The following is a 23,357-nucleotide window of genomic DNA, read 5'->3' on the forward strand; positions in this document are numbered from 1 at the left end:
GCTCAGCTGCTGCTGCCGCCGCCGCAGCTGCTCGAACTGCCACCACCGCAGCTGCTCGAGCTACCGCTGCTGCAACTGCTCCAGCTGCTCGAACCGGAATCACTACCGCCGGACCAGCTGCCACCGCTCGACCAGCCGCTGCCGCTGGACCAGCTGCTGTCGCTCGAGCTCCAGCCGCTCGACCCATTTCTCCGGTTCCGGTTGCGGGCCCGCTGAATATTCGCCGCCTGACGTGTCTGCCTGGCACGAGTCTGCTCCGGCGACTCCACCGCCCTGACGATCGCCATGACGATCATGATCGGAACCAGCACGATCGCCGCGAACCCCATCCCGAGAACGATGAGAGCGACGATCATCCCGAACAGCTCAGCCATGAACCCTCCCTTGCAGTACCGGTCTTGTCGATGCCGAACGTATTCGCGCGTCCTTGCAATCGGCTTTCCACCGGCCTGCACCGGACAGGTCAGCGCGGGATTGCGGCCTCAGTCACCGCCACCACCGCCGCCGTCACCACCGCCGGAATATCCGCCTTGGTCGACGACGTCACTGAGCGAATCCGCGTCGTCGATACCGCGGCGCCCCGGGCCGCCACCATCGTGGATGCGCCGAAACTGGCGCACGGTGCGCACAGCGCGATTCTCGACTCGATAGCGGAGAACACCCGCGGCGAGCAGACCCGCGGCGAGAACGAGCAGGACGACGCCGACGGTCACCGAGAAGTCGGTGGCGATCAGGCCGACGAGCGCGACGAGGAACGCCGCGGCGAACAACTTCATCGAACGATCCATGGGTCAGGCCCCCGGCTCAGCTGCCGCCGCCGCAACCACCACCGCCACCGCAGCCTCCGCCACCACCGCCGTCACCGTGACTGCCGCCGTCACCGGACGCGAAGAAGGTGAAACCGCCCGCACCGCCCGCACCACTGGCACCGGCGCCCCAGCCACGCCGCCTGGTGCTCCGCGTCGTCCGCCCGATGACCACGCACCCGACGGCGAACACGACCAGCGCGACAACGAGAACAGCGATGCCCACCGCAGGCCAGAAATTGGCCACGATCAACCCGACGAGCGCGAGCAGAACAGCAGAACCGAAAATCTTCATGAAACCCCCCGATCAGTCCTACTTCCAGTTGTACCGGAGGAGGGGACGGGCGGCCAGAACCAGACGCGGAAGGCTCAGTTGGCGGGCGCGCAGGTGTCGCGCAGCGAGCAGCCGCCGCAGGAGGAGCCGCAACCACCGACCGGGGCGGGCGGCATCAGAGGCTCGACGATGCGGGCCGCGGCGTTGGCACCGGCACCCAGGGTGAAGATGGCGATGGCGGCGACCACGACGGCGACGACGAGTGCGGCGAGACCGCCGGCGACGAGGGCGACCAGTCCGCCGGCGAACAGCAGCGCGCCCGCGCCGACCGAGGTGGGGGCGGCGATGCGGTTGGCGATGCGGAAGTTGTCGTCGCTGTGCAGGGCGGCCTCCGTGGTGACACCGAGGAAACGGTTGCGGGGCAGTTTGCCGAGCAGTCCGAGCACGCCGGTCACGATGGCGACCGCGGCCAGCGCGAACAGCAGGAGAGCGACGACGACCATTCCTGCAGGCTAGCGCACCGGCACAGACGCCGGATCGAGCGCTCCCCGCCGAGGTGACCGCCCACACACCGCAGTGCCCGTGGGAAATCTCCTGGCACCGACGTTCTACCCTGATAGACGATGTTTACCGGGGATCGGCGAGAACAAGAAGGCAGGACCGTGCAGGACACTCGTGCAACCGAGAGTGACGTACCTCAGCACCGGTACAACGCCGAACTGGCGGGACGGATCGAGCGGCGCTGGCAGCAGAACTGGACCGAGCGCGGCACCTTCCACGCGCCCAACCCGGTCGGCCCGCTCGCCGGAGAGACGCCCGCGGACAAGCTGTTCATCCAGGACATGTTCCCGTTCCCCTCGGGCGCGGGCCTGCACGTGGGCCACCCGCTGGGCTACATCGCCACCGACGTCTTCGGCCGCTACCACCGCATGCACGGCCGCAACGTGCTGCACGCGCTGGGCTACGACGCCTTCGGCCTGCCCGCCGAGCAGTACGCGGTGCAGACCGGCGCGCACCCGCGGGTGACCACCGAGTCCAACATCACGACGATGCAGGGCCAGTTGGATCGGCTGGGCCTGGGCCACGACCCGCGCCGCACCTTCGCCACCACCGATCCCGAGTACTACCGGTGGACGCAGTGGATCTTCCTGCGCATCTACAACGCGTGGTACGACCAGGAAGCCGGTAGGGCCCGCCCGATCGCCGAGCTGGAAGAGCAGTTCGCCACCGGCGCGCGCCCGGTCCCCGAGGGCGACTGGAACACCATGAGCGCGGCCGAGCGCAGCGCCCTGATCGACTCGTATCGTCTGGTGTACCAGTCGGATTCGATCGTCAACTGGTGCCCCGGCCTTGGCACCGTGCTGTCCAACGAAGAAGTCACCGCCGACGGCCGCAGTGAGCGCGGGAACTTCCCGGTGTTCCGCAAGCGCATGTGGCAGTGGATGATGCGGATCACCGCCTATTCCGATCGCCTGGTCGACGACCTGGACGAGCTGGACTGGCCGGACAACGTGAAGTCCATGCAGCGCAACTGGATCGGGCGCTCGCGCGGTGCGCAGGTGCGCTTCGACGCGCCCGACGGCGAGACCATCGAGGTGTTCACCACCCGCCCCGACACTCTGTTCGGCGCGACCTATCTGGTGCTCGCCCCCGAGCACGAGCTGGTCGACAAACTGACCACGGCCGCATGGCCCGACAGCACCCTGGCCGCCTGGACCAACGGCGGCGCGGCCACCCCCGCGGAAGCCGTTGCCGCGTACCGCAAGTCGATCGCGGCCAAGTCGGATCTGGAGCGCCAGGAGAACAAGGAGAAGACCGGCGTCTTCCTCGGCTCCTACGCGACCAACCCGGCCGACGGCAAGCAGGTGCCGATCTTCATCGCCGACTACGTGCTGAGCGGCTACGGCACCGGCGCGATCATGGCCGTGCCCGGCCACGACCATCGCGACTGGGAGTTCGCCACCACGCTCGGCCTGCCGATCATCGAGGTGATCGCGGGCGGCGACGTCACCGATTCCGCGCATGCAGGCGACGGCGAGCTGGTGAATTCCGGTTTCCTGAACGGACTCTCGGTCGACGAGGCCAAGGCGACCATGATCGGTCACTTGGAGGCCGAGGGCCACGGCACCGGCACCGTCCAGTACAAGCTGCGCGACTGGCTGTTCGCGCGTCAGCGCTACTGGGGCGAGCCGTTCCCGATCGTCTACGACGCCGACGGTGTGGCGCACGCGCTGCCGGAATCCATGCTGCCCGTGGAACTCCCGGAGATGGAGGACTTCGCGCCGGTCACCTTCGATCCGGACGACGCGAGTTCGGAGCCGTCCCCGCCGCTGGCCAAGGCCACCGACTGGGTGCACGTCGAGCTGGACCTGGGCGACGGGCCCAAGAAGTACCGCCGCGACACCAATGTCATGCCCAACTGGGCAGGCAGCTCCTGGTACCAGCTGCGCTACGCCGACCCCACCAATGCCGAGACGTTCTGCGCCGAGGAGAACGAGAAGTACTGGCTGGGCCCGCGCACGGCCGAGCACGGCCCGAACGATCCGGGCGGTGTCGACCTGTACGTCGGCGGCGTGGAGCACGCGGTGCTGCACCTGCTGTACGCGCGGTTCTGGCAGAAGGTGCTGTTCGATCTGGGTGACGTGTCCGGCAGCGAGCCCTACCGCCGCCTGTACAACCAGGGCTACGTGCAGGATTACGCCTACACCGACTCCCGTGGCACGTACGTGCCCGCCGCCGAGGTCGTCGAGCGCGACGGCAAGTTCTTCTGGACCGGCCCCGACGGCGTCGAGATCGAGGTCGCCCAGGAGTACGGCAAGATCGGCAAGTCGCTGAAGAACGCCATCTCGCCCGACGAGATGTGCGATCAGTACGGCGCCGACACCTTCCGCTTCTACGAGATGTCGATGGGTCCGCTGGACACCTCGCGCCCGTGGGCGACCAAGGACGTCGTCGGCGCGCACCGCTTCCTGCAGCGCGTGTGGCGGCTGGCGATCGACGAGGAGACCGGCGCGGTGAAGGCCACCGACGCCGCGCCGTCGGACGAGACCCTGCGCCTGGTGCACCGCACCATCGCCGGTGTCGACGAGGATCTGGCCGCGCTGCGCGACAACACCGCGGGCGCCAAGCTGATCGAGCTGACCAATCACCTCACCAAGAACTACCCCGGCGGCGCCCCGCGCGCCGCCGTGGAACCCCTGGTGCTGATGCTGGCCCCGCTCGCCCCGCACATCGCCGAGGAACTGTGGGAACGCCTGGGCCACACCACGGCCCTGGCCCACGGCCCGTTCCCGATCGCCGATCCCGCACTGCTGGTGGCGGATTCGGTCGAGTACCCGATCCAGGTGAAGGGCAAGGTGCGCAGCCGCATCCAGGTCCCCGCCGATGCCGACCCGGCCACGATCGAGGCCGCGGCACTGGCCGACGAGAAGGTCGTCGCACTGCTCGCGGGCCAAGCACCCCGCAAGGTGATCGTGGTCCCGGGCAAGATGGTCAACATCGTCCCCTGACGTCCGGCAACGATGAAGGCGGTCCCTGGTCGCCGTGGCGCACCAGGGACCGCCCCTATCGTGGTGTCAGCGGATCGCCGCCAGCACCTGGTCGGCCATCTTCTGCATACCGGTCGCGTTCGGATGAATCGGCACGAAGTTCACACCCCACACCGCCGGCTCGACCCAGCGGGTGCCGATCGGCTTGCACGAGTCGTGGCCGACAGAACTCGACATGTCGACGAAGGTCGCGCCCGTCTCGTCGGCGGCGCGCTTGACGACACTGTTGAGCGTGCCCTGGATGTTGTTGATGTACGGGACATCTCCCTTGGCGATGGGCATCTTCAGGAAACAGTTGCTGTTGTCCGCCGGCATCACCTGGGGATATCCCACGATGGCGACCTTCGCGGACGGCGCCTTGGCGCGGATGTCGGCGAGCGCCTTCTTCACGTCGGGGAAGGTCTTGTTCAGAATGTCATCGACGAACTGGCCGCCGTAGATTTCCTCGCAGGGGTTGCCGAAGCCGGCGGTCACCGATCCGGCGCTGATGCAGGCGGAGATCACCTTGATCAGGGTGTTGTTGTTGTTACCCCCGATGGTCAGGGTGACGAGCTTGGTGTCCGCGGTGACGGCGTCGAGCTGCGGGATCAGGCTCGGCCACTGCTTCTGGTAGAAGTGCGAGGTGTCGGCATCACCGCAGGTGACGTCGGTGAACGAGGCGAGACCGAGGGACTGCGCCACGAGGTTCGGGTAGTTGCGAGTGGTTCGCGCGCACACCGGGGTGACATTGGGGTCGAGCGGAATGATGCCAGATCCCGCGCTGTAGCTGTCGCCCATCGCGACATACGGACTGAGGGCCGGTGTCGCCTGGACCGGGGCGGCCGCCACCAGGGCGAGAGCAGCCGTAATAGCCGTCGTGATAGCCGCAGCGATCTGCGTACGAACAACATTGACCATGCAAAAACTCCAGTTCCAACATTCATAGTTACCTTTCGGTAACGATCGAGCGGAGGAACTGTGACACGTCACATGTGACGTGCGCAACAGGCGAATTCGACGGGATCGTTTACTTAACCCGGCGTGGAGTGTCGCCGGTGACCAGGTCCGGAACGCCGCTCCACTGCATCATGTTGCGAACCGCGTAATGCACGCACAGGTAGCTGTAGAGCTCCTGGATCACGCCGTCCGGCGACTTCGACCGCAGCACCGCGCCGGCGCCCCGCCGATGGGTCGCGAGCACGCCGAACAGCGTCTCGACGTCGCGCTGCCGTGCGTGGACTCCGACCAGCTCGTCCGCGGGTGCGGCCGCGGGATCGGTGATGGTGGTCAGCAATCGGCCGGTTCGCTCCCCGCCGTGGACCGTGTCGACTCCGGACGTGGCCCGCGAATACTCGATGACCCGCACCGGGGTCCCTGGACTCATCCGCGATTCGAAAGACCCATCGGAGCACCACTTTTCGACCGGAAGCGCGGCATCCGACGCCGTTCGCCACAGCAGGTCCGCACCGGAAGATCGGCACAGGTCCCACAGCCGGGGGCACAGCGGCGCGTGCTCGGCGAGCAGCAGCATCCCTGGGCGAAGTGACCGCACGAGGGATTCGGTGAGGGTCTGCTCGTCTTGCCCGCAGTTCCCGAACGCGACGTCGATGACCGCGCGGGAACCGCACTCGATCAACCCGACGACCCGTATCCGGGGCAACGCCGGGCCCCCGACCGCCGACGGAAAACCGAACTCCTCGACATTCGTTTCGCTGCCGGGCAGCTCCAAGGTCGATCCGTCGATGCTCATCAGCCGCCAGGATCGGTAGAAACCCCCTGGAACACGGGGATCGGCCAGTGGCACCGCCACCTTGTCGAACAGCACGCGCAGCGGTTCCGGGCCCAAGCGCTTGCGCGCCTGGAACAGGGCGGCCTTCGTCGGAACCACCCGCTGGTGTGGCCATCCCAATGCCCACTCGAGCCCCGCCATGACCTTGCGCATCACCTCCTCGTACGAGCAGGGAGCGAACAGCGCCAACGAGAGCACGTAGTAGACCACAAACCGCGCGGGCAGCAGCCGATCGCGGCGTTCGACCCGACCGCACTCGACCAGCGCCGCGTCGACGACATCGGGCGGAAACACCCTGGTCAGCAACCCGAACGAGATGAAGTCGGGCCACCGCCGATCATCCACCGACCGCGCCACTCCCATACCGGGCACAGCTGGAAGAATACTCGCCCTAAGTAAACTGAAGTGCTTTCTGCCGGCGCCGACGACTGCTTCCGGCGATGAACGGGCGCCGCCCCGGCACACTCGCGGGCGCCTACGGCCTCTCCGACCTACTCCCCTGGCGCCGCTGACCGGACAGCCAGCTCAGCACGCTGCTGACAGGCAACCGTGACTCGCTCTCGGGTCGCGATCCACGCAGCCGCGTCCGGTGCGATCCAACCCGCCAGTCGACGCGCATCGTCGACGGTCTGGAGCAGGTCGTAGGTGTGAATCGGCTCGTGGTGCGCGACCCGATTGCGAACCTGATGCAGGTTCTTGAGACATCCTTCGACCTGACTTCGTCTACGTCGAATGTCTCGGTTACCCAGTGGGAAAGCAGCATGCAGGCCGGGCACCCAGACCGACGCGTGGTAGCGCGAGGTCGCCAGGTATCGCCAGAAGCCGAAAGACAGTTCGGCGATGGCCTTTCCGTGCGCCTCGGACGCGGCGCAGCGGGCAGTGCGACTCCGGGCCTCCGCCAGATCGGCATCGCCGCGCCGGTCCAGCGGAACGTGATCGAACCACTCGAATGTCCCGTGCCGACGGTTGGACCACCGAGCCAGGGCACCATCCATCGCGTTCCTGGTCAGTACTTCGGTACGCGCGATCAGCGCGAAGACCGCCGCCGAAGCATCCGAATTCCATTCGTACAGCGCCAGGGCGGATTCGAGGTCGGAAGTGACGGCAAGATACGAACTCAGTCGCTGGTGGCTGAGCAGGTCGGCCACCACCGCGGGCCGCCAACGCATCGAAGCCCCACTTGACATCTCCCCCACCCCACCCTTAGCGTTGTTTTCGAAGACCCCGGAACGATCCCTGACTCTGGTCACATCGCCGGGGTTATTTCAATTTCGGCCCTGTGCCACGATCGAGCCGATCATAGCCGTGAACTATCAACTGCGTACAGAGTCGGGCGACAACTGCCGGGCAAGCGCCGGTTGACTCAGGCTCGCACCTGGAGAACATCGTTCAACGTCACCAGTGACAGGTTGCGTTCCTTGATGATGTCGACGAGCCTGCCGTAGCAGTGGGTGACCGGGGGGAAGTTGGCGTGGCCGATGATGATGGTCTGGGCCGCGAAATACTTTCGGGCGCACTCGATCAGGTATTCCTCGGTGATCAGGCCCGAGTCGGACAGGGAGCCGTACCACATGGCGGGGACGGTGTAGCCGAGATCGGCGGCCACCTTGTCGACGGCGGCGTTGTGGTAGCCGAAGGGTGGCCGGTAGAACGGGGTGCCGTCGACGCCGAAGTTGTTGCGCAGGAAGTCTTTTGTGCGGCCGAGCTGGTCGGCGACGCCGCGGGCATCGAGCTTGGTGAGCGCGGCGTGGTTCCAGGTGTGGTTGCCGAGCTGGATCTGACCCGAGTCGACCAGCGGGCGCAGGGCGGCGCGGTGGATCGTCCACGATTCGTAGTAGCCGGTGACGAAGAAGGTGAAGCGGGCGCCGGTGTCCTTGGCCCACTGCACGTACGCGCCGACCACTTCGGGGCTGGCGCCGTCGTCGACGGTGAGGGCCATGCTGGTGCCCTGGCCGGGCAGCGCGGTGATGGTGCCGGGGCCGATGATCGACTTCGGACCGCCCGGCGGGGGCGGAAGCTGCGGATAGGCCGGGTTCGGCGCGACGGGCGGCGCCGGGATCTCGCCGCCCGAACCGGCGTTCACGGCCTCGCCTTCCGCGGTCGCGCAGCCGGTCAGTGCCACAGCGGTACCCGCGGCCAGCAGCGCCAGCATTCGACGTCGTTCCACCTGCGAACCCCTACTCGCACCAGGTGCTCAGGCAGAGCACGGACCAATCAGCGGGAACGTACCGACAGAATCCGTCGATCAGCTGAACAACCGGGCACTCGATTCGGAACATACCGAACATCGCCGCGCCGAGGGCTTGCCGACCGGCGAAATAGTGCCATCGATGCCGCTGATCGCCCGACTACGCCGGTCGAAGCACGACCTCGGTCGGATGCCCGTCACGCGGAGTATCGACGGCGGTCCGGACGGCGCCTGCCACCGTCTCCGGGGTGAGGAACTCCTCCGGCGTGTACTCGCGTCCCTCGCCGGCGACGATCGCCCGCTGCATATCGGTGTCGATGCGGCCGGGGAAAAGCGAGGTCACCCGCAGCGCAGGCTCCTCCTGCCGCAGCGCGTCGGCGAAGGCACGCAGGCCGAACTTGCTCGCGGCATACGAACCCCAGCCCGGGTGCGCGCGCAGTCCGGCACCCGAATTGATCAGCACCACATGGCCGTTCGCGGCGCGCAGCGCGGGCAGCAGCAGCCTGGTCAGCTCGGCGACCGCGATCAGGTTGACCTCGAGCGTGCTGCGCCACTGCTCCACCGAGGACTCGCCGACAGTCCCGAGATCGGCGATGCCCGCGTTGTGGACGAGCACGTCGAGCCGCTCGATCTCGCCCGCCGCGGCGGCCACGGCCGGATAGTCGGTGAGGGCGACGGGCCAGCCGGTCGCGCCGGGCAGCTCGGCGAGGATCGGCGCGAGCGCGTCGGCGGACCGCGCACCGAGCAGCAGGTCATGGGTCGGCGCGAGTTCACGGGCGATCGCCGCACCGAGTCCCCGGCTCGCGCCGGTGATCAGAGCGGTTGGGGCGGGAGTACTGGTCACCGTCATGCGTCCCACGCTAATCGGCCGCCCTGCTCGGCCGATCGGCCCCCGTGCGCCCGGCCACAGAACCCCTGCTTCCGACAAATCAGGCGCAGCGCCACCCAGATCTCGACACCACGACCGTTACCGAGCAGATCAGGGACAGGCGCAGTACCGTCGGGCTATGACCGATCCCCGGTACAACTACGGACCAGCGAACCCGCAGTATCTCCAGGGGCAGTACCCCCAGGGGCAGCATCCCCAGGGGCAGCATCCCCAGGGGCAGGAACAGCCGCCCCAACCGAAGGTCAACATCGGCAAGTTGTGGGCCGGTGGTATCGGCACGGCCGTGGTGGCCGCGCTGCTGGTCGTCGTCGCGATCATGCTGGTGCGCGGGGTGCTCGGCATCGCGATCCTCGCGCCCGAGGGCGCGGGCGCCTATGGCACGGTGTCGACAACCTCCTACGCGCTGGCCGCGGCGGGCGCGGCGCTGCTGGCGACGGCGCTGCTGATGGTGTTGCTGCTGGCCATGCCGAGCCCGCTGACCTTCTTCACCTGGATCTGCCTGCTCGTCACCGCCGTCGCGGTCATCCTGCCGTTCACCCTGGTCGCCGACATGGACGCCAAGATCGCGACCGCGGCGATCAATCTGCTCGTCGGGCTGTGCATCACCACCATGCTCAGCTCGGTCGGCTCGGCGGCCGAGAACGACACGCGTCAAGTGGGGTACTGACCATCACAGCCGTGCCGAGATGCCATCAGCCCTGCTCCGCCGCAGAATAGACGGATGACCGACCCAGGGTTCACCCCCACGCAGCTCGCGGCCCGTGCCGCCTACCTCCTGCGCGGCAACGACCTGGGCACGATGACCAGCGCCGCGCCGCGCCTCTACCCGCACATGTGGAGCTGGGACGCGGCGTTCGTCGCGGTCGGGCTGGCGCCGTTGAGCGTGGAGCGCGCGGTCGTCGAACTCGACACGCTGCTCTCGGCGCAGTGGAAGAACGGGATGATCCCGCACATCGTCTTCGCCAACGGCGTCGACGGCTACTTCCCCGGACCCGCCCGCTGGGAGTGCCGGAAGCTGGCCACCAACGCGCCCGACGGACCCGACACCTCCGGCATCACCCAGCCGCCGGTGCACGCCATCGCGGTCCAGCGCATCCTCGACCATTCCCGCAGGCACGGCCGCTCGACCAGGGCCGTCGCCGAGGAATTCCTGAACCGCCGGTGGCCGGATCTGGTGCGCTGGCACCGCTGGCTCGCGCACGCCCGCGACCCGAAGGAGACCGGGCGGGTCACGCTGTACCACGGCTGGGAATCCGGGATGGACAACTCGCCGCGCTGGGACCGCGCCTACGCGAATGTGGTCCCCGGCGACGACCTGCCCCCGTACCGGCGCGCCGACACCACGATCATCTCCGACCCGACCCAGCGACCGAGCGACCGCGAATACGACCGCTACCTGTGGCTGGTCGAGCAGATGCGGCGGGCGAACTACGACGACTACCAGCTCACCTCGGTGATGAGTTTCGCCGTGGAGGACGTATTCGTTTCCGCGATCTTCGCGCTGGCCTGCGAGGTGCTGGCCGATATCGGCGAGGAGTACAAACAGCCGCACGCCGACGTACGCGAACTGCACGGCTGGGCCGATCGGTTCCGCAAGGGGGTCGCCGCGACGACCGACGAGCGGACCGGCGCCGCACGGGATTACGACGTGCGGCTGCAACGCTGGATCGGCACCGAGACGCTGGCCATGTTCGCGCCGCTGCTCTCCGGCGGGCTGCCGCGCCATGCCGAGCGCGCCCTGCTCAACACCTTCGAGGGCCCGCGCTTCTGCGGTCACCCCGATCTGCGCTACGCCCTGCCGCCGTCGACCTCCCCGGTCGCCAAGGACTTCCGGTCACGCGAGTACTGGCGCGGCCCGGTCTGGCCGGTGATGAGCTGGCTGTTCTCCTGGGCCTTCGCCCGCCGCGGCTGGGCCGAACGCGCCTACATGCTGCGCGCGGAAGGCTTGCGCCAGGCCGCCGACGGCAGCTTCGCCGAGTACTACGAGCCGTTCACCGGTGCGCCGCTGGGTAGCATGCAGCAATCCTGGACCGCCGCTTCGGTTCTCGACTGGCTCGGCTGAGTCAGTCCTCGCCCGCGAGGGTCGTCAATTCGACGGTGATGCCGAGTTCGCGCGCCAGGGTGGCGGCCAGTGATTCCAGATCGCCGCCCTGGATGGTGGCGCCGCGCAGGGCGGTCAGGCCGTAGACGCCGGTGAGGTCGCAGTCCTCGAAACGCAGGTTCTGCTGGGGACGGGAATCGGAGAACCTGGCACCGGTGAGATTGCAGCGCTCGAAGCGGACATTGCGGAACTCGGTGCGCTGGAAATCGGCCTGGCGCAGGTCGCAGTCGCGGAAAACGACGGTGCGCAGCCTCGATTCGGCGAAGGAAGCCAGGTCGGCGCGGGTCGAATCGATCAGCACATCGCGCAGAACGCCCGCGGTCCAGGACAACCCGGTGAGCCGACCGTGCGCGATCTCGGTCTCGAACATGGAGGAGTCGTCGGCCTGCACATTGGCGAGATCGCAGACGCGCAGCGTGGATTCGGTGATCATGGCCTGGCGCAGCGTGCTCGGAAACCGGACGCTGTCGAACAGACAGCCCTCGGCACTCAGTCCGTACACATGGGCCTCGGCGAAATCGGCCCCGCGATACTCGACGCCGGTCACGGTGAGATCGTCGGCCGGGTCGTCGTCCGGCGCCGCGGGCCGCAACGCACCCGGCGCCACCACCGCGGGCTCGAACCGCACCTCACCCTTGCGCGCCGCCATGTCCCACCACTCCTGTCGTCCGATGTTCGCACCAACATACGGGCACCCACCGACCGGGTTGCCGACTAGCCGAACAGCGGAAATATGGTCATACTTGTGACTATGAAGCTGGCCGAAGCGAAAGCAACCCTCTCCGAGCTGGTGGCTCGCGTCCGCAGCCAGCACGAGCGGGTCACGATCACCGTCCACGGCGAACCAGCCGCGGTCCTGGTGGCCGTCGACGATATCGAGTCGATGGAAGAGACCATCGCCATCCTGTCCGATCCGGAAACCGTCGGTCGCCTGATCTCCTCGGATGCGGAGCTCGCCCGTGGGGAAACCGTCACGGCCGACGAACTAGCTCAGGCAATGGCGGTGCGGCGCGCGATGACGCACCGCACCGCATGACGGAGTACACGCTCGAGACAACGCCGACAGTTCGACGAATGCTCACCGAGCGACTCCCGGAGACCGTGGCGGCAGCGGCGTTCGAATTCATGACCGGGCCGTTGCTGGAAAACCCGTACCGCGTCGGCAAGCGGTTGCAGCCACCGCTGGACGACCGATTCTCCGCACGGCGCGGTACCTATCGCGTGATCTACCGCATCGACGACAAGCGCATGGTTGTCACCGTGGTCGATGTCAACCACCGCCGCGACGTCTACCGAACGTAGTTTGGACGGAAACGACAAAACCGCCACTCGCCCAGTCGAGTGACGGTTTCGTCAACGGAGCAGGCGCCGGTTACACGCCGATGCGGCCGCTGTTCTTCTTCCACACGACCGCGACCGCCGGGCGGGGCTGGGCGGTGCCGCCGTCGGGCCAGTGGGACTGCGGGTTGTCGGGGGTGGCGTCGTCGGACTCGCCCGGGTGCTGGACCGAGACGATCACGCGCTGTTCGGTGACGATCGGGCCGCAGGTCTCGGCGCCCTTGGGGACGGTGAGGAACTGCTTGGTCTCGCCGCGGTTGGGGCCGTCGAGGACGACCGAGAACAGGCCGTCGTTGGTCTTGAGGGCATTGCCGTCGGTGGAGATCCAGAGGTTGCCGTAGGGGTCGAAGGCCAGGTTGTCCGGGCAGGAGATCGGGCTGACCTTGGTCTTGTCGAAGCCGGCGAAGTAGGTGTCGGCGGCGGCGGGGTCACCGCAGACCAGCAGCAGCGACCAGGTGAAGTCGGTGCCGGTGTGGTTGTCGGTGAGCTCGAGGACCTGGCCGTTCTTGTTCAGCTTGCGCGGGTTGGCCTCGTCGACGCCCGGCTTGTCGTCCTTGGCGCGGTTGTCGTTGTTGGTCAGCGCGACGTACACCTTGCCGGTGAACGGGTTGGCCTCGAAGTCCTCGGGACGGTCCATCTTGGTGGCGCCCACCTTGTCGGCGGCCAGGCGGGTGAACACCGCGACCTCGGCGGCCGACATGCCGTCGACCAGGGACTTGCCCTTGCCGTCGGTGCCGGTCTCCAGCAGCGGGATCCACTGGCCCTTGCCGGTGAAGCCCTTGTCCGAGGGGACAGTGCCGCTGCCGTCGATCTTGTCGGCGTGGTCGCCGGTGAGCTTGGCGACGTAGAGGGTGCCCGCGTCGAGGATGGTCAGGTTGTGCCGCATCGCCGCGGCGCCGGTGCCCGACTGGATCTTGCGCGAGGACACGAACTTGTACATGTAGTCGAACTTCTCGTCGTCACCGGTGTAGGAGACGACGTCGCCCTTGTCGGTCACATAGATGCTGGCGCCCTCGTGCTTGAGCCGCCCCATCGCCGAGTGCTTGATCGGCGTGGACGAGGCGTCCCACGGGTTCACCTCGACGACATAGCCGAAACGGTTGGCTTCGTTCGGTTCCTGGCTCAGGTCGAAGCGCTTGTCGGTGCGCTCCCACTGGTTGGGGGTGCCGCCCTTGGGGAAGCCGTAGCGCTTGACCCGGCCCTGCGGGTCGGAGGCCTTGTCGCCGTTGGCGAAGTAGCCGTTGAAGTTCTCCTCGCCGGAAAGCACTGTGCCCCAAGGGGTCACGCCGCCCGCGCAGTTGGCGAAGGTGCCGAGCACCTTGGTGCCGGACGGGTCGGCACCGGTGACGGTGAACGCGCTGCCCGCGGCCGGGCCGGTGAGGATGAACTCGGTGTCGGCGGTGATGCGGCGGTTGTACTTGCCGAAGATCGGGGTCAGCTTGCCGCTGCCCGCCTCGCCCTGCACCTCGACCACGGTCATGCCGTGCGCGGCCTTGGTGATCGCGATCTGCTCGTCGGTGGGGGCATCTTTGTTGTATCCGCGGAACATCATCGGGCCGGTGGTGTACTCGTGGTTGACCACGAGCAGGTAGCTGTTGGCCTGGCCCTCGATGGGCAGCAGTGCGGCGAAGTCGTTGTTGTAGCCGAACTGCTTCAGCTGCGCCGCCGCGGTCTGCTTGTCGAAGTCGAAGGCCGGCGCGTCGGCGAACAGCGGGTCGCCCCAGCGGAGCACGACCTGCTGCTCGTAGCCGTCCGGGATCACCAGCGCGTCTTCCTTGTTCGGCGCGACGGCGGTGAAAGCAGTTCCGGTGCCCGGGGTTCCGGCCGGCGTCGGCGCCGGCGTGGTGGCGGCCTCGGAGGCGTCGTCACCACAGGCGGCCAGCGCGCCCGCCGCACCGAAGGCGAGCACCGCGGCAGCGCCGCCCTTGATCAGGCCGCGACGGTTGAGGCCGCTGACGATGTCACCGAAGTAGGCGCCGTCGGACGTGTTCGGCGGCTCGTGGAAGCAGGCGTTGCCGCACTTGTATTCACAGGTCAGGGCGGCACGTGCCGACTGACCGTCGTGCTTGACGAACAGGGCGAGCGGTTTCGGACTCACGGTGACTCCTGAGTAGGTCGGACTCCGGGCACGGTAAGCAGCTCAGGCGAGCCGTCGGGAACGCGAAGATGAACACCCGACCAAAACTGGGCGAGTGCTGCGACCGATCCGCGGGGATCAGGCACAGCGCTCGCGATATCGGTGTGGAGTTGTCATCAGGCGTTGACCGGCAGCGCGATCACCACCTCCTGCTCGTTGCCGGGCAGGTAGTGCACCTGCACGATCCGGCCGACCTGCACCAGCCCGATCGCCGACGGCGGCAGGTACTTCTCGGCGCTGGTCTCGAAGGTACTGCCGTCCGGGCGGGTGACCACCAGACCGAGCACGATCTCGGTGTATCCGCCGCGGATCCGGCCGGGGACGTCGAGACTGCGGACCACCGCCTGCGCGGCCAGGCCGCGCTCGGCGATGTCGAGCTTGCCGCGGGTGGTGATGCCCTTGCGGATGAGCGACTCGTTCATCGCCCGCTGCGCGGCGCCGGAATCACCGGAGCGGTCGACCTCGACCTTGTCGGTGCGACCGGGCAGATACCGGACCGGCAGGACGACGCCGGGTTGCAGCAACGCCAGTTCGGTGAGCGGCACGATCATCTTGGCGGACGAGTCGAAGACCTTCCCGGCCGTGCCCTCGACCCGGAATTCGATCCGGACCTGCGGCTGATCGTTGACCGACACCCCGGTCTGGCGGAACGAGGTGATGGTGCCGATGCCCACCTCGGCATCGCGGAACTCCGAGCTGTTGTGGCCGGTGAAGGCTTCCATGATGCCGTCGCCGGTGAAGGCGAAGACCATCGGGACGATGGTCAGGGCGATGATCGGCAACGCCATCTGCGGGCCGACCCAGCCGAGCAGGCCGCCGGTGAACTCGTCGGGGGTGTAGGTGAGACCGTAGTAGAGGTAGTAGCCGATGGACAGGATGCCGAAGGCGACCGCGGCCGCACGCAGCTTGGATTTCATGATTCCTCCTCGAATGGATGCGACCGGGTCGCGGGTGGTCAGCCGACGATCGTCGAGCAGGCGAAAGTGATGTCGAACTTGGCGGTGGCCGGGCCTGCCAGCGGGTTGGTCATGTCGGGAGCGCTGACGCCCTCGCCGGTGACGCGGAAGGTGTTGCCGTCCTTGGCGAGCTTCGCCGAGCCGCCGGGCTGGCCGTTGCCGTAGCCGACCGCGTAGGGCAGGCCGTTCGAGCCGCCCTGGGTGCCCGCGATGGCCACCGCCTGGACGGTGTCGCCCTCGACCGAGGCGCTGACCGAGAGGTTGCCGTAGGTGGCGTTGGCCAGGTCGGTCAGTGCCAGCGCGAGGGTGCCGCCCTGCTTGGCGCAGGTGGTGTCGAACTTGGCGGTGAATTCCTTGCCGTCGACGCTGGCGGTGGACTTGCCCGCGGCCGGGGCCGGCGCGGCGGAGCCGGTGCTGCTCGGGGTCGAGGTGCTACCGGAGTCGCTGCAGCCGGTGACGAACAGCGCGGTGGCGGCGGCGGAAGCGGCGAGGCCTGCGATCAGCTTGGTGTTCATGGTGTTTCCGTTCTCTCGGTGTGAGCGGGTCGGTGTCGGTGACCCGTTGAGAGAAAGGTAGAAATCGCCGCCGCCCTACCGATCCCAACTTTTCGCGGGGTCACCCGCCGGAAATGCCGTTAACCTGGTCGAATGCGAAGACCCCGCGCCATGGTGCTCGACGAGGTGTGGCGCGGTCTCGACGGCGTCGACGCGTTGAGCGGGCCACAGGGCGGCCCGTTGCGGCGCACCGTGAAGCTGATCCTCGATCCGCTCGTCATCCGGCCGGTGCAGCATCCGCTCTGCGCGGGCACCGTGCTCTCCGCCGACGGTGTCGCCCTGCTGACCGCACTGCTACTCGCCCACTCCGATGCGCTGCGCGCCTGCGCGGACTGGTTCACCGTGCTCAAACAGGTGCGGCGCGCACTGCGGATCACCGAGGGCAATGCCCAGGACCTGTACTTCCAGCGCTGCTTCGAGCTGGCCACCGTGCACGGAGCGCCCGGCTTCGACGCGCGGGCGCGGGCCGAGGCGACACTGCGCGAGATCCACGACAGCACCGGCGGACGCACCACCACGGCCTTGAAAGACCATGTGACCGAACCGAATCGGCTGGTGGAGCTCACCGCGCTGCTCGATGTCGCCTGGCGCAGGCGGCCACTGGCCGATTTCGGTGCCCGCGATCTGTCGTCCGCGCTGACCGAACTGCTCGAGGCGAGCACGCTGGCCCGCGACGGCGACCCGGCCGACGCCGGTCCCCTGCTCGACGAACTGATCGAAGACCAGGTCGGCACCCAACGTGGCATCGCCCTGTGGCGAGCACACCCGGCCCACGGCGCCGACGACCTCGGCCTGACTGTGCACACCTGTCCCCAACGCCCCGACCTGGGCGCCTCCGCGTCGACCGCCAACCTCGGACTGCCGTTCGATCGGACCGTCTACGAGCGGGTCTTCACCGTGCTCCAGGGCAGCATCGACCGCACCGACCTACTCGGCATTCCCGAATTGGTGACCACGGAGATCTCCCGCAGCTGCTCCCCGTGGGGCTTGCTGGACGAGTCGCTGCGGGTCACCGCGGCAGCGGGATGCGAACTGGCATTGGGTTTCTCACCGATCGGTGCGCGCGACAGCGGGCCGTCGCGCGCCCACGCGGTGGTGAACAGCCGCTGGCGGCGGGAAGCGTATGTGCTGCAAGCCCGGCGGTACACGGTGCATGTGGTCGACGGTGCGACGGGTCCGCTGGCCGCCGTCGCCGCCGAGCTGCATACGCCATGGCAGCCCTATCTGCGCAGGTTGTGGGTCCGGCTGCACGGGCGTGACGTGCGGGAGATGCCGGTCGTCGAACCGGGTGAGCTGTGGGATCTGCTCGACGGGGTCGCGCGGTCGGTGATCCTGGACCATCGAACCAGGGTGAAGCAGGCGCTCACCACCATGGGCGAGCACGCGGCGGCGGAAGCGAGGGCGAGCTGATGACGACGATCCGCGTCCAGCGCGCGGCGGGCATCGTGACGCTGGTTCCGCAGGGCGCTTCGACGGTGCTCGACGACGCGCCCGCTCTCGACGTTCTCGTGCTCGAGGTGCGCGGCGGTCACCTGTCGTGGAATCTGCTTGCCGGACACTCTCTTCCGGCGGCCGTACTCGATGACCCGGAATCAGCGCAGGACTGGCTGTGGGCGGTCTACGGCGAAGACGCCGCGCTCACCGTCGCCGACACCACGCTCGCCGACGCCGACACCGGGAGGCAACACACACTCCCGGCCGTGCCTGCGCGACCGGAGCTGGCGAACGCGCTGCGCCGACTCGCGTACGCGCACTGGGCAGCTCGGTGGTGGCCTGCCTCGACCGTCGACGGGATCCCCGCGCTCGATCCCGATCTGCTGGCCGCCGAGATCACCGAGCTGACCGGCGCGTGCGACACCGCAGTCGACGGTGCCGACGCCGAACCGTTCACCCGACCCGGCGAATCACCCAGCCGCACACCGGACCCGGGCACCGCCCGTGACGACAACCGCATGATGAGCGAATCATTCGGCCGTGCCGACGATTACGCGCTGGCCGCGGGCGGATCGACTCCGGCCGGCGGTGGGCTGATCCTCGCGCGCGGCAGTGGCGAGTGGGATTGGCGGCGTTGCCCGCCCGGAATTCTGGACGCGGGCGAGAACGCAGTGTCCTGGCAGGTGGCGCGGACTGCCGAGATATCGACAGTGCAGGTCAGTGTGGTTGCAGCCCCTGACTGTAGACGTCTTGTCCCCGAACACCTTCGGCCGTACGCGCGGGTGCGGTCCACCCAGGTTGCCACCGCGGGGCGTGACCAGGCGGGGCCATCGCCGTCGGCCGGCGTGGAGTTCACGATGCCGCTGCACCTGCGGGGCGACACCTGGACGGGATCCGTCCAGATTCCCGGTCCGCCTGAAACCTTCCCTGAGCCCGCCGTTTTCGTTCCCGGCGTCGGTCCTGCCGATCCTGCGCCCGACGAGTCGGCAGTTCGTGCTCAGATCCGCCGGTTCGCCCGTCTTCGCCTCACCGAGCACACCGGCGACACGCTCCTGGCCGCCGAAGCGGCGGCTGCCGAAACGGACGGGGACTTCTGATGGACGATGCCCGCGCGCTGATTGGGGATAGGGATGGCAGCGACCGGTAGGCCTTCCGACCAGGACGACGCGCAGCTCACCGCGGGGTACGCGGCATACCAGCGTGGTGACGTGGTCGAGGCGATGGAGATCTTCGAGCAGGCCGCCGACGGCGCCGCGCCGCGCTTGCGGAGTGCGGCGCTGATCAATGCGGCGAGCATGGCCGACGAGCTCGGTGAGCATCGGCGGTCGGTGACGCTGTTCCGGACCGCGCTGGCCGTCATGCCCGATGACGCGGCGCATCAGCGCCCGGCCGCACTGGTCAATCTGTCGCAGGCACTGCAGCACCTCGGTGATTTCGACGCCGCGCAAGAGGTGCTCGAGGAAGCGCGCACGCTGCTGGCCGACGGAACCGATCAGGGTCTGCTGCGGGTGGCGTGTCTGCTCTCGCTGACCGCGGTCGCGCTGCATCGGCAGCAGTGGGCACGCGCGGGTGAACTCGCGACCGAATCCCTGGTTGTGACCGAGCGTTTCGCGCCGGAACTGGCCGGCCACCCGTTGATGAACCTGGCGGCGAGTTCGTTCGAGACCGGCCGGTGGGAACTGGCCGTCGACTTCGCCCGGCAGGGTGTGGCCGCTTTCGTCGCGGCGGGCGAGGATGCCTCCGTCGCCGAGTCACAGCAGAATCTGGCCACCATGCTGGTGCGGGCGGGGCGTCTCGACGAGGCCGAGGAGCCGCTGCGCGCCAGTCAGCAGTTCTTCGAGGCCGCCGGGCTGGGACATTGGTCCGGGATAGGCGCCAAGACGATGGGCTTCCTGGCCGAGAACAGGGGTGACCTGGCCACAGCGCGAACGTATTACGAGCACGCTGTGGCGCGATTCGATGCGAGCGGCGCCGTGGTGGATGCGGCGGATGTCCGGCTGCGCCTCGCCACGGTCGCCTGTGCCGAAGGCGATCTCACCGTCGCCGAGGAACTGCTCGCGGCATCGTTCGCGGTCTACTCCGCACACGGGCTCGGCATGCACTGCGCCCAGCTCGACCACTGGCACGCCGAACTCCTGCACGCCACGATCGCACAGGCACCGCAGCCCGATCCGGCCGTGCTCTCCCGCGCTGTCACCCTGGCGGTGTCGTCGGCACTCGCCATCGACGCCGTGCGCCACACCCTCCCCAACGGCAACCAGCGCGAGCACTGGCACCGCACCGTGGCCGAACCGGCCATACGCCTGGCCTTCCAGTGCGCCGCCCGCTCCGGCAACGGCCAACTGGTGAGCGATCTGATCGACAGCGTCTGCGCGGGGACGACTCTCGATCCCACCGCGTTCGCGGAGGCGACCGCGCCCACGCTCGAGTTCCAGCTGCTGGATCCCACACCCATCGAACACATCACCACTCCTGCATTGCAGCTGGGCGCGGCACTCGCGGATGTCGCCGCCGCGGCCGGAATCCCCGTCGCTCCGCCACCACGACTGGCCGATAGTGGCCGAATAGTGCTGGCGGACTTCATCTCCTATGCAGAGCAGCGCTACGGTCGCGCCGTCCGCGACGAGCGGGTGATCGCGCTATGAAGTCTGTCTCGGAACAGCCGCCGCACGAACACGCAGATTCGAGGTCCGGCGCATCTCACTCGGCCGCGTCAGCCGAACAATCGAGCGTCGGCTCAGGCGGCCCCGCACCGGGTCTCAGCACGGAAGAGCCTGCACCATTGCCGGTTTCGGCGGTCGAGATACCCACCGCATTTATTCGAATGGCAGACGCTGGCGATGTTTACGTGTCCTGGCGCTGGGCCGACGACGCTTTGGCGCGCGGCGTCGCGGTACTCCCACAGGACGAAGTCAGGGAGATCCTTCGGCTGCTGGCCGATGCGGTGCCGAATCCGGCGCGACCCGACGAGCTGCGGCGAGTGCTGACCACGGGCGCGCTCGCCGCACCGGATGCGGAAAATTTACTGGCGCAGGCCCTGTCACGCACCCTGCTGCCGTACGGGCTTGCGATGCAGCTCTACGAGCTGTCGCAGCGCGGAGTCCGGCCGCATCTGCGGATTCAGCCGTCACCGCGGTTGGCGCAGGTGCCGTGGGAGATCATCGCGCCCGATCCGCAGATCCGGCTGCTCGATATCGCCGATGTCAGCTTGCTTGCCCCGGTGTCGGTGGTGCACGCGCCGGAGCGAATCGCGCACCGCTGGAGTGATACCCGGGAGTTGCCCGTGGTCGCGGTACTCGATCCCCGTGTTCCCGGGTTCAGAGCCGACTCCGAACTCGGTTCCGTACTGGGCAGGCCGAGTTCGGAAACAATGGTGGCCCAGCACTTCCAGCGCTACGGCGACCGGGTGGTGCCCAGGTTCGCCGACCCGGTCGACCTGTTCCGCCGAACCGATACCGATCGCACCTGGTTGTCCCAGGTACTCAGGACCGGCGCGAGCAGACTCGTCTACGTCGGCCATGTCACTTCTCCCGCACCGGAATCCGGTGCGAGCGAACACGCGGAGCTCCACCTGAGCTGCACTGCCGACACCCGTGGCTTCGCGGCGCCGAATCGCACGCACCGCCCGCTCTCGGCCAAAGACCTCCTGCTCGGCACCTACACCATCGACCCGTCGCCGGTGCCGGGCCGAACACTGTGGCCGATGCCGAGCCGCGTCGCCCTCATCGCCTGCGAGAGCGGTGGCGACCTGCGCTTCACCGAAGCTCTCGGCCTCACCACCGCAGCGCTGTCCGCGGGCGCCGAACTGGTGACGGCGACTCGCTGGCCGCTGCCCACCGACCACGCCTTCCACACCCTCACCGACACCACGGCCTACCCGCTGCAAGCCGCCATCTGCGCCGTGGACAGCGCCCACGATTCGCCCACACCCATCCCCACCCTGCTGACCTGGCAACGCGCGCAACTGGCCGCATGGCGGAGCGACCCCGCCCCGGAGAACTCCCCGCTGCTCTGGGCCGCCTTCGCCACCGTGACCGACTGACGTGGCCTATTCGGGCAGACCGAGTCCCGCTGCCAGGACCGGCCAGGACCGGTAGAAGGCATCGCGCCAGTAGCCCCAGGAGTGGGTGCCGGTGGCTTGGCGGTCGAAGGTCGCCGGGATCTGCAGCTCGGTCAGCTTGGCCTCGAGATTGCGCGTGCACCAGTTGACCGCGGCCTCGATGATGCCGCCGACGACGAGCTGATTCGCCAGGCCGAACGGTGTCGGGTTCATCATGTACGGATCGTCGATGCGGTCGTGCGAGCCGGGCAGACCGGAGGCGTCGGAGACGAACAGTCTTGTGCCGCGCAGCTTCTCGGCGTGCACGACCGGGTCGTTGGCGGCCCAGGCCGGGTCGTCGTCGGCGCCGTACATATTGCGGACATCGCCGCCGCCGTAGGTTTCCACCACCAGTTTGGTGAACTGCCTGCCGATCGGGTCGGCGATCTGCGCGCAGCCGCTGTAACCGGCGACGGACTGGTAGAAGCCCGGCCTGGCTTCGGCGAGCTGCAGCACGGCCGTCGCGGTCATCGAGTTCGCGGCGATGGCGTTGACGCCGTTGGTGCCCAGGGCCTGATCGACCAGCGGCGGCAACTCGTCGAGCAGGAAGGTGCGCCATTTGTTGCGGCCCAGCGCCGGGTCGTCGCGCTGCCAGTCGGTGTAGTACGCCCAGGCGCCGCCGATCGGCATCACCACGTTGACGTCCTTGGTGGCGAGGAAGTCCCCGATGTCGGTGTTCTGCCACCAGGTCGCCCGATCCTCACCGCCACCCGCGCCGTTGAGGAGGTACAGCACCGGACGTGGCTCGGACGCGTCCTCGGGACGCTGCACCCGCACCGTGATGCCCTTGTTCATCGCGGCGGAGAAGACGAACATGGTCAGATTGCGATCATCAACCCGGCTGGAGATGATGTGCGATCCGTCGGCCGTGGTCGGCGAGGCGAGCAGCTTCTTCGACTCGATGATCGGATCACGGCCTTCGGCCAGACCGTTGCCCGCGCCGAACGTGGCTACGCAGGCCGCCAACACGCTGCCGGCGATACCGAAGGCCAACGCGCGCCTGACTGATGTTCTCATCTGCCGAAAGCTCCCATTTCGTGAATCGGCAGACATACCACTGGCCGCCAGGACACCGACAGTATCCGGGCAGATGATCGATCGTCGAGCCAGAAGTATTACGGGGAAACGAAATCCACCCGGGCGTGCGCTCCGGGTGGAATCACATGATCAGTGTTCGTCGAAGTGACCGTCGTGCGCCGCGTGGCGGTGGCCGTCGTGGATGTAGTCGACATGGTCGCCGTGCGGGACCGCGACATGGCCGCAGC

At 68.1% G+C, this 23,357-nt stretch carries 23 protein-coding genes; 9 read left to right on the forward strand and 14 right to left on the reverse strand.

All coding sequences use genetic code 11. The features are described from left to right. Positions 1–2: 2 nt before the first annotated feature. The 4 genes from ACFVAV_RS21985 to ACFVAV_RS22000 all read right to left on the reverse strand — a co-directional run bounded on the left by ACFVAV_RS21985 (position 3) and on the right by ACFVAV_RS22000 (position 1,583). The gene (locus tag ACFVAV_RS21985) at positions 3–374 is read right to left on the reverse strand and encodes a hypothetical protein (RefSeq protein ID WP_379036917.1); all 372 of its coding nucleotides are present in this window, start codon (positions 372–374) and stop codon (positions 3–5) included. Positions 375–482: 108 nt separating this feature from the next. Further along, entirely contained in the window at positions 483–776 is a 294-nt protein-coding gene (locus tag ACFVAV_RS21990; RefSeq protein WP_379036918.1) for a hypothetical protein, read from the reverse strand. A gap of 28 nt (positions 777–804) precedes the next feature. Beyond that, positions 805–1,101 carry a hypothetical protein gene (locus ACFVAV_RS21995; RefSeq protein WP_379036920.1) on the reverse strand — a complete coding sequence of 99 codons (297 nt, stop codon included), beginning with the start codon at positions 1,099–1,101 and terminating at the stop codon, positions 805–807. Between the two features lie 74 nt (positions 1,102–1,175). After that, the gene (locus ACFVAV_RS22000) at positions 1,176–1,583 is read right to left on the reverse strand and encodes an SdpI family protein (RefSeq protein ID WP_379036922.1); all 408 of its coding nucleotides are present in this window, start codon (positions 1,581–1,583) and stop codon (positions 1,176–1,178) included. A 159-nt stretch (positions 1,584–1,742) separates the two neighbouring features. Between ACFVAV_RS22000 and leuS the strand changes: the two genes are divergently transcribed. Next, positions 1,743–4,589 (forward strand): leucine--tRNA ligase, encoded by a 2,847-nt coding sequence (leuS, locus tag ACFVAV_RS22005; protein ID WP_379036923.1) that lies wholly within the window; start codon positions 1,743–1,745, stop codon positions 4,587–4,589. 66 nt (positions 4,590–4,655) lie between these two features. On the opposite strand, the gene ACFVAV_RS22010 is transcribed toward leuS, so the two are convergent. From ACFVAV_RS22010 to ACFVAV_RS22030, 5 genes are all read right to left on the reverse strand, one after another. After that, positions 4,656–5,525, reverse strand: coding sequence for an SGNH/GDSL hydrolase family protein (locus ACFVAV_RS22010; RefSeq protein ID WP_379036925.1), 870 nt, complete (start codon positions 5,523–5,525; stop codon positions 4,656–4,658). Between the two features lie 109 nt (positions 5,526–5,634). Continuing rightward, positions 5,635–6,759 (reverse strand): IS4 family transposase, encoded by a 1,125-nt coding sequence (locus ACFVAV_RS22015; RefSeq protein WP_379036987.1) that lies wholly within the window; start codon positions 6,757–6,759, stop codon positions 5,635–5,637. 128 nt (positions 6,760–6,887) lie between these two features. Next, positions 6,888–7,565 carry a hypothetical protein gene (locus tag ACFVAV_RS22020; protein WP_379036926.1) on the reverse strand — a complete coding sequence of 226 codons (678 nt, stop codon included), beginning with the start codon at positions 7,563–7,565 and terminating at the stop codon, positions 6,888–6,890. A gap of 194 nt (positions 7,566–7,759) precedes the next feature. Further along, complete coding sequence (locus tag ACFVAV_RS22025) at positions 7,760–8,548, reverse strand: polysaccharide deacetylase family protein (protein WP_379036988.1); 789 nt, start codon at positions 8,546–8,548, stop codon at positions 7,760–7,762. 196 nt (positions 8,549–8,744) lie between these two features. Beyond that, positions 8,745–9,434, reverse strand: a complete 690-nt coding sequence (locus tag ACFVAV_RS22030; protein WP_379036928.1) for an SDR family oxidoreductase — start codon at positions 9,432–9,434, stop codon at positions 8,745–8,747. Between the two features lie 157 nt (positions 9,435–9,591). On the opposite strand from ACFVAV_RS22030, the gene ACFVAV_RS22035 reads away from it, so the two are divergent. Beyond that, positions 9,592–10,140, forward strand: coding sequence for a DUF6069 family protein (locus ACFVAV_RS22035; RefSeq protein ID WP_379036929.1), 549 nt, complete (start codon positions 9,592–9,594; stop codon positions 10,138–10,140). A 54-nt stretch (positions 10,141–10,194) separates the two neighbouring features. Continuing rightward, a complete protein-coding gene (locus ACFVAV_RS22040; protein ID WP_379036930.1) occupies positions 10,195–11,535 on the forward strand; it encodes an amylo-alpha-1,6-glucosidase in 1,341 nt (446 codons plus the stop codon). 1 nt (position 11,536) lies between these two features. On the opposite strand, the gene ACFVAV_RS22045 is transcribed toward ACFVAV_RS22040, so the two are convergent. Then, on the reverse strand, positions 11,537–12,223 hold the full coding sequence (locus ACFVAV_RS22045; protein ID WP_379036931.1) for a pentapeptide repeat-containing protein: 687 nt from the start codon (positions 12,221–12,223) through the stop codon (positions 11,537–11,539). A gap of 102 nt (positions 12,224–12,325) precedes the next feature. Here ACFVAV_RS22045 and ACFVAV_RS22050 point away from each other — a divergent pair, with 102 nt between their 5' ends. Next, positions 12,326–12,610 carry a type II toxin-antitoxin system Phd/YefM family antitoxin gene (locus ACFVAV_RS22050; protein ID WP_379036932.1) on the forward strand — a complete coding sequence of 95 codons (285 nt, stop codon included), beginning with the start codon at positions 12,326–12,328 and terminating at the stop codon, positions 12,608–12,610. 38 nt (positions 12,611–12,648) lie between these two features. Next, positions 12,649–12,876: a type II toxin-antitoxin system RelE/ParE family toxin gene (locus ACFVAV_RS22055; protein WP_379036933.1), complete on the forward strand. Its 228-nt coding sequence runs from the start codon at positions 12,649–12,651 to the stop codon at positions 12,874–12,876. 70 nt (positions 12,877–12,946) lie between these two features. Here ACFVAV_RS22055 and ACFVAV_RS22060 read toward each other — a convergent pair whose 3' ends face one another. The 3 genes from ACFVAV_RS22060 to ACFVAV_RS22070 all read right to left on the reverse strand — a co-directional run bounded on the left by ACFVAV_RS22060 (position 12,947) and on the right by ACFVAV_RS22070 (position 16,520). After that, positions 12,947–15,010 carry a PhoX family protein gene (locus ACFVAV_RS22060; protein WP_379036934.1) on the reverse strand — a complete coding sequence of 688 codons (2,064 nt, stop codon included), beginning with the start codon at positions 15,008–15,010 and terminating at the stop codon, positions 12,947–12,949. A gap of 155 nt (positions 15,011–15,165) precedes the next feature. Beyond that, the gene (locus tag ACFVAV_RS22065) at positions 15,166–15,966 is read right to left on the reverse strand and encodes a hypothetical protein (protein ID WP_379036935.1); all 801 of its coding nucleotides are present in this window, start codon (positions 15,964–15,966) and stop codon (positions 15,166–15,168) included. Between the two features lie 38 nt (positions 15,967–16,004). Further along, positions 16,005–16,520, reverse strand: a complete 516-nt coding sequence (locus ACFVAV_RS22070; protein ID WP_379036936.1) for a lipoprotein LpqH — start codon at positions 16,518–16,520, stop codon at positions 16,005–16,007. 150 nt (positions 16,521–16,670) lie between these two features. Between ACFVAV_RS22070 and ACFVAV_RS22075 the strand changes: the two genes are divergently transcribed. From ACFVAV_RS22075 to ACFVAV_RS22090, 4 genes are all read left to right on the forward strand, one after another. Further along, a complete protein-coding gene (locus ACFVAV_RS22075; RefSeq protein WP_379036989.1) occupies positions 16,671–17,969 on the forward strand; it encodes a hypothetical protein in 1,299 nt (432 codons plus the stop codon). After that, on the forward strand, positions 17,969–19,090 hold the full coding sequence (locus ACFVAV_RS22080) for a hypothetical protein (protein WP_379036938.1): 1,122 nt from the start codon (positions 17,969–17,971) through the stop codon (positions 19,088–19,090). Before ACFVAV_RS22075 ends, ACFVAV_RS22080 begins: the two co-directional genes overlap by 1 nt. 33 nt (positions 19,091–19,123) lie before the next feature. After that, positions 19,124–20,638, forward strand: coding sequence for a tetratricopeptide repeat protein (locus ACFVAV_RS22085; RefSeq protein WP_379036939.1), 1,515 nt, complete (start codon positions 19,124–19,126; stop codon positions 20,636–20,638). Positions 20,639–20,817: 179 nt separating this feature from the next. Continuing rightward, a complete protein-coding gene (locus ACFVAV_RS22090) occupies positions 20,818–22,035 on the forward strand; it encodes a CHAT domain-containing protein (protein WP_379036941.1) in 1,218 nt (405 codons plus the stop codon). Between the two features lie 6 nt (positions 22,036–22,041). Here the strand turns inward: ACFVAV_RS22090 and ACFVAV_RS22095 are convergent, their stop codons facing one another. Next, a complete protein-coding gene (locus tag ACFVAV_RS22095) occupies positions 22,042–23,109 on the reverse strand; it encodes an alpha/beta hydrolase (RefSeq protein ID WP_379036942.1) in 1,068 nt (355 codons plus the stop codon). Between the last annotated feature and the right edge of the window lie 248 nt (positions 23,110–23,357).

This window comes from Nocardia sp. NPDC057663, from assembly GCF_042799895.1.
Lineage (GTDB): Bacteria > Actinomycetota > Actinomycetes > Mycobacteriales > Mycobacteriaceae > Nocardia.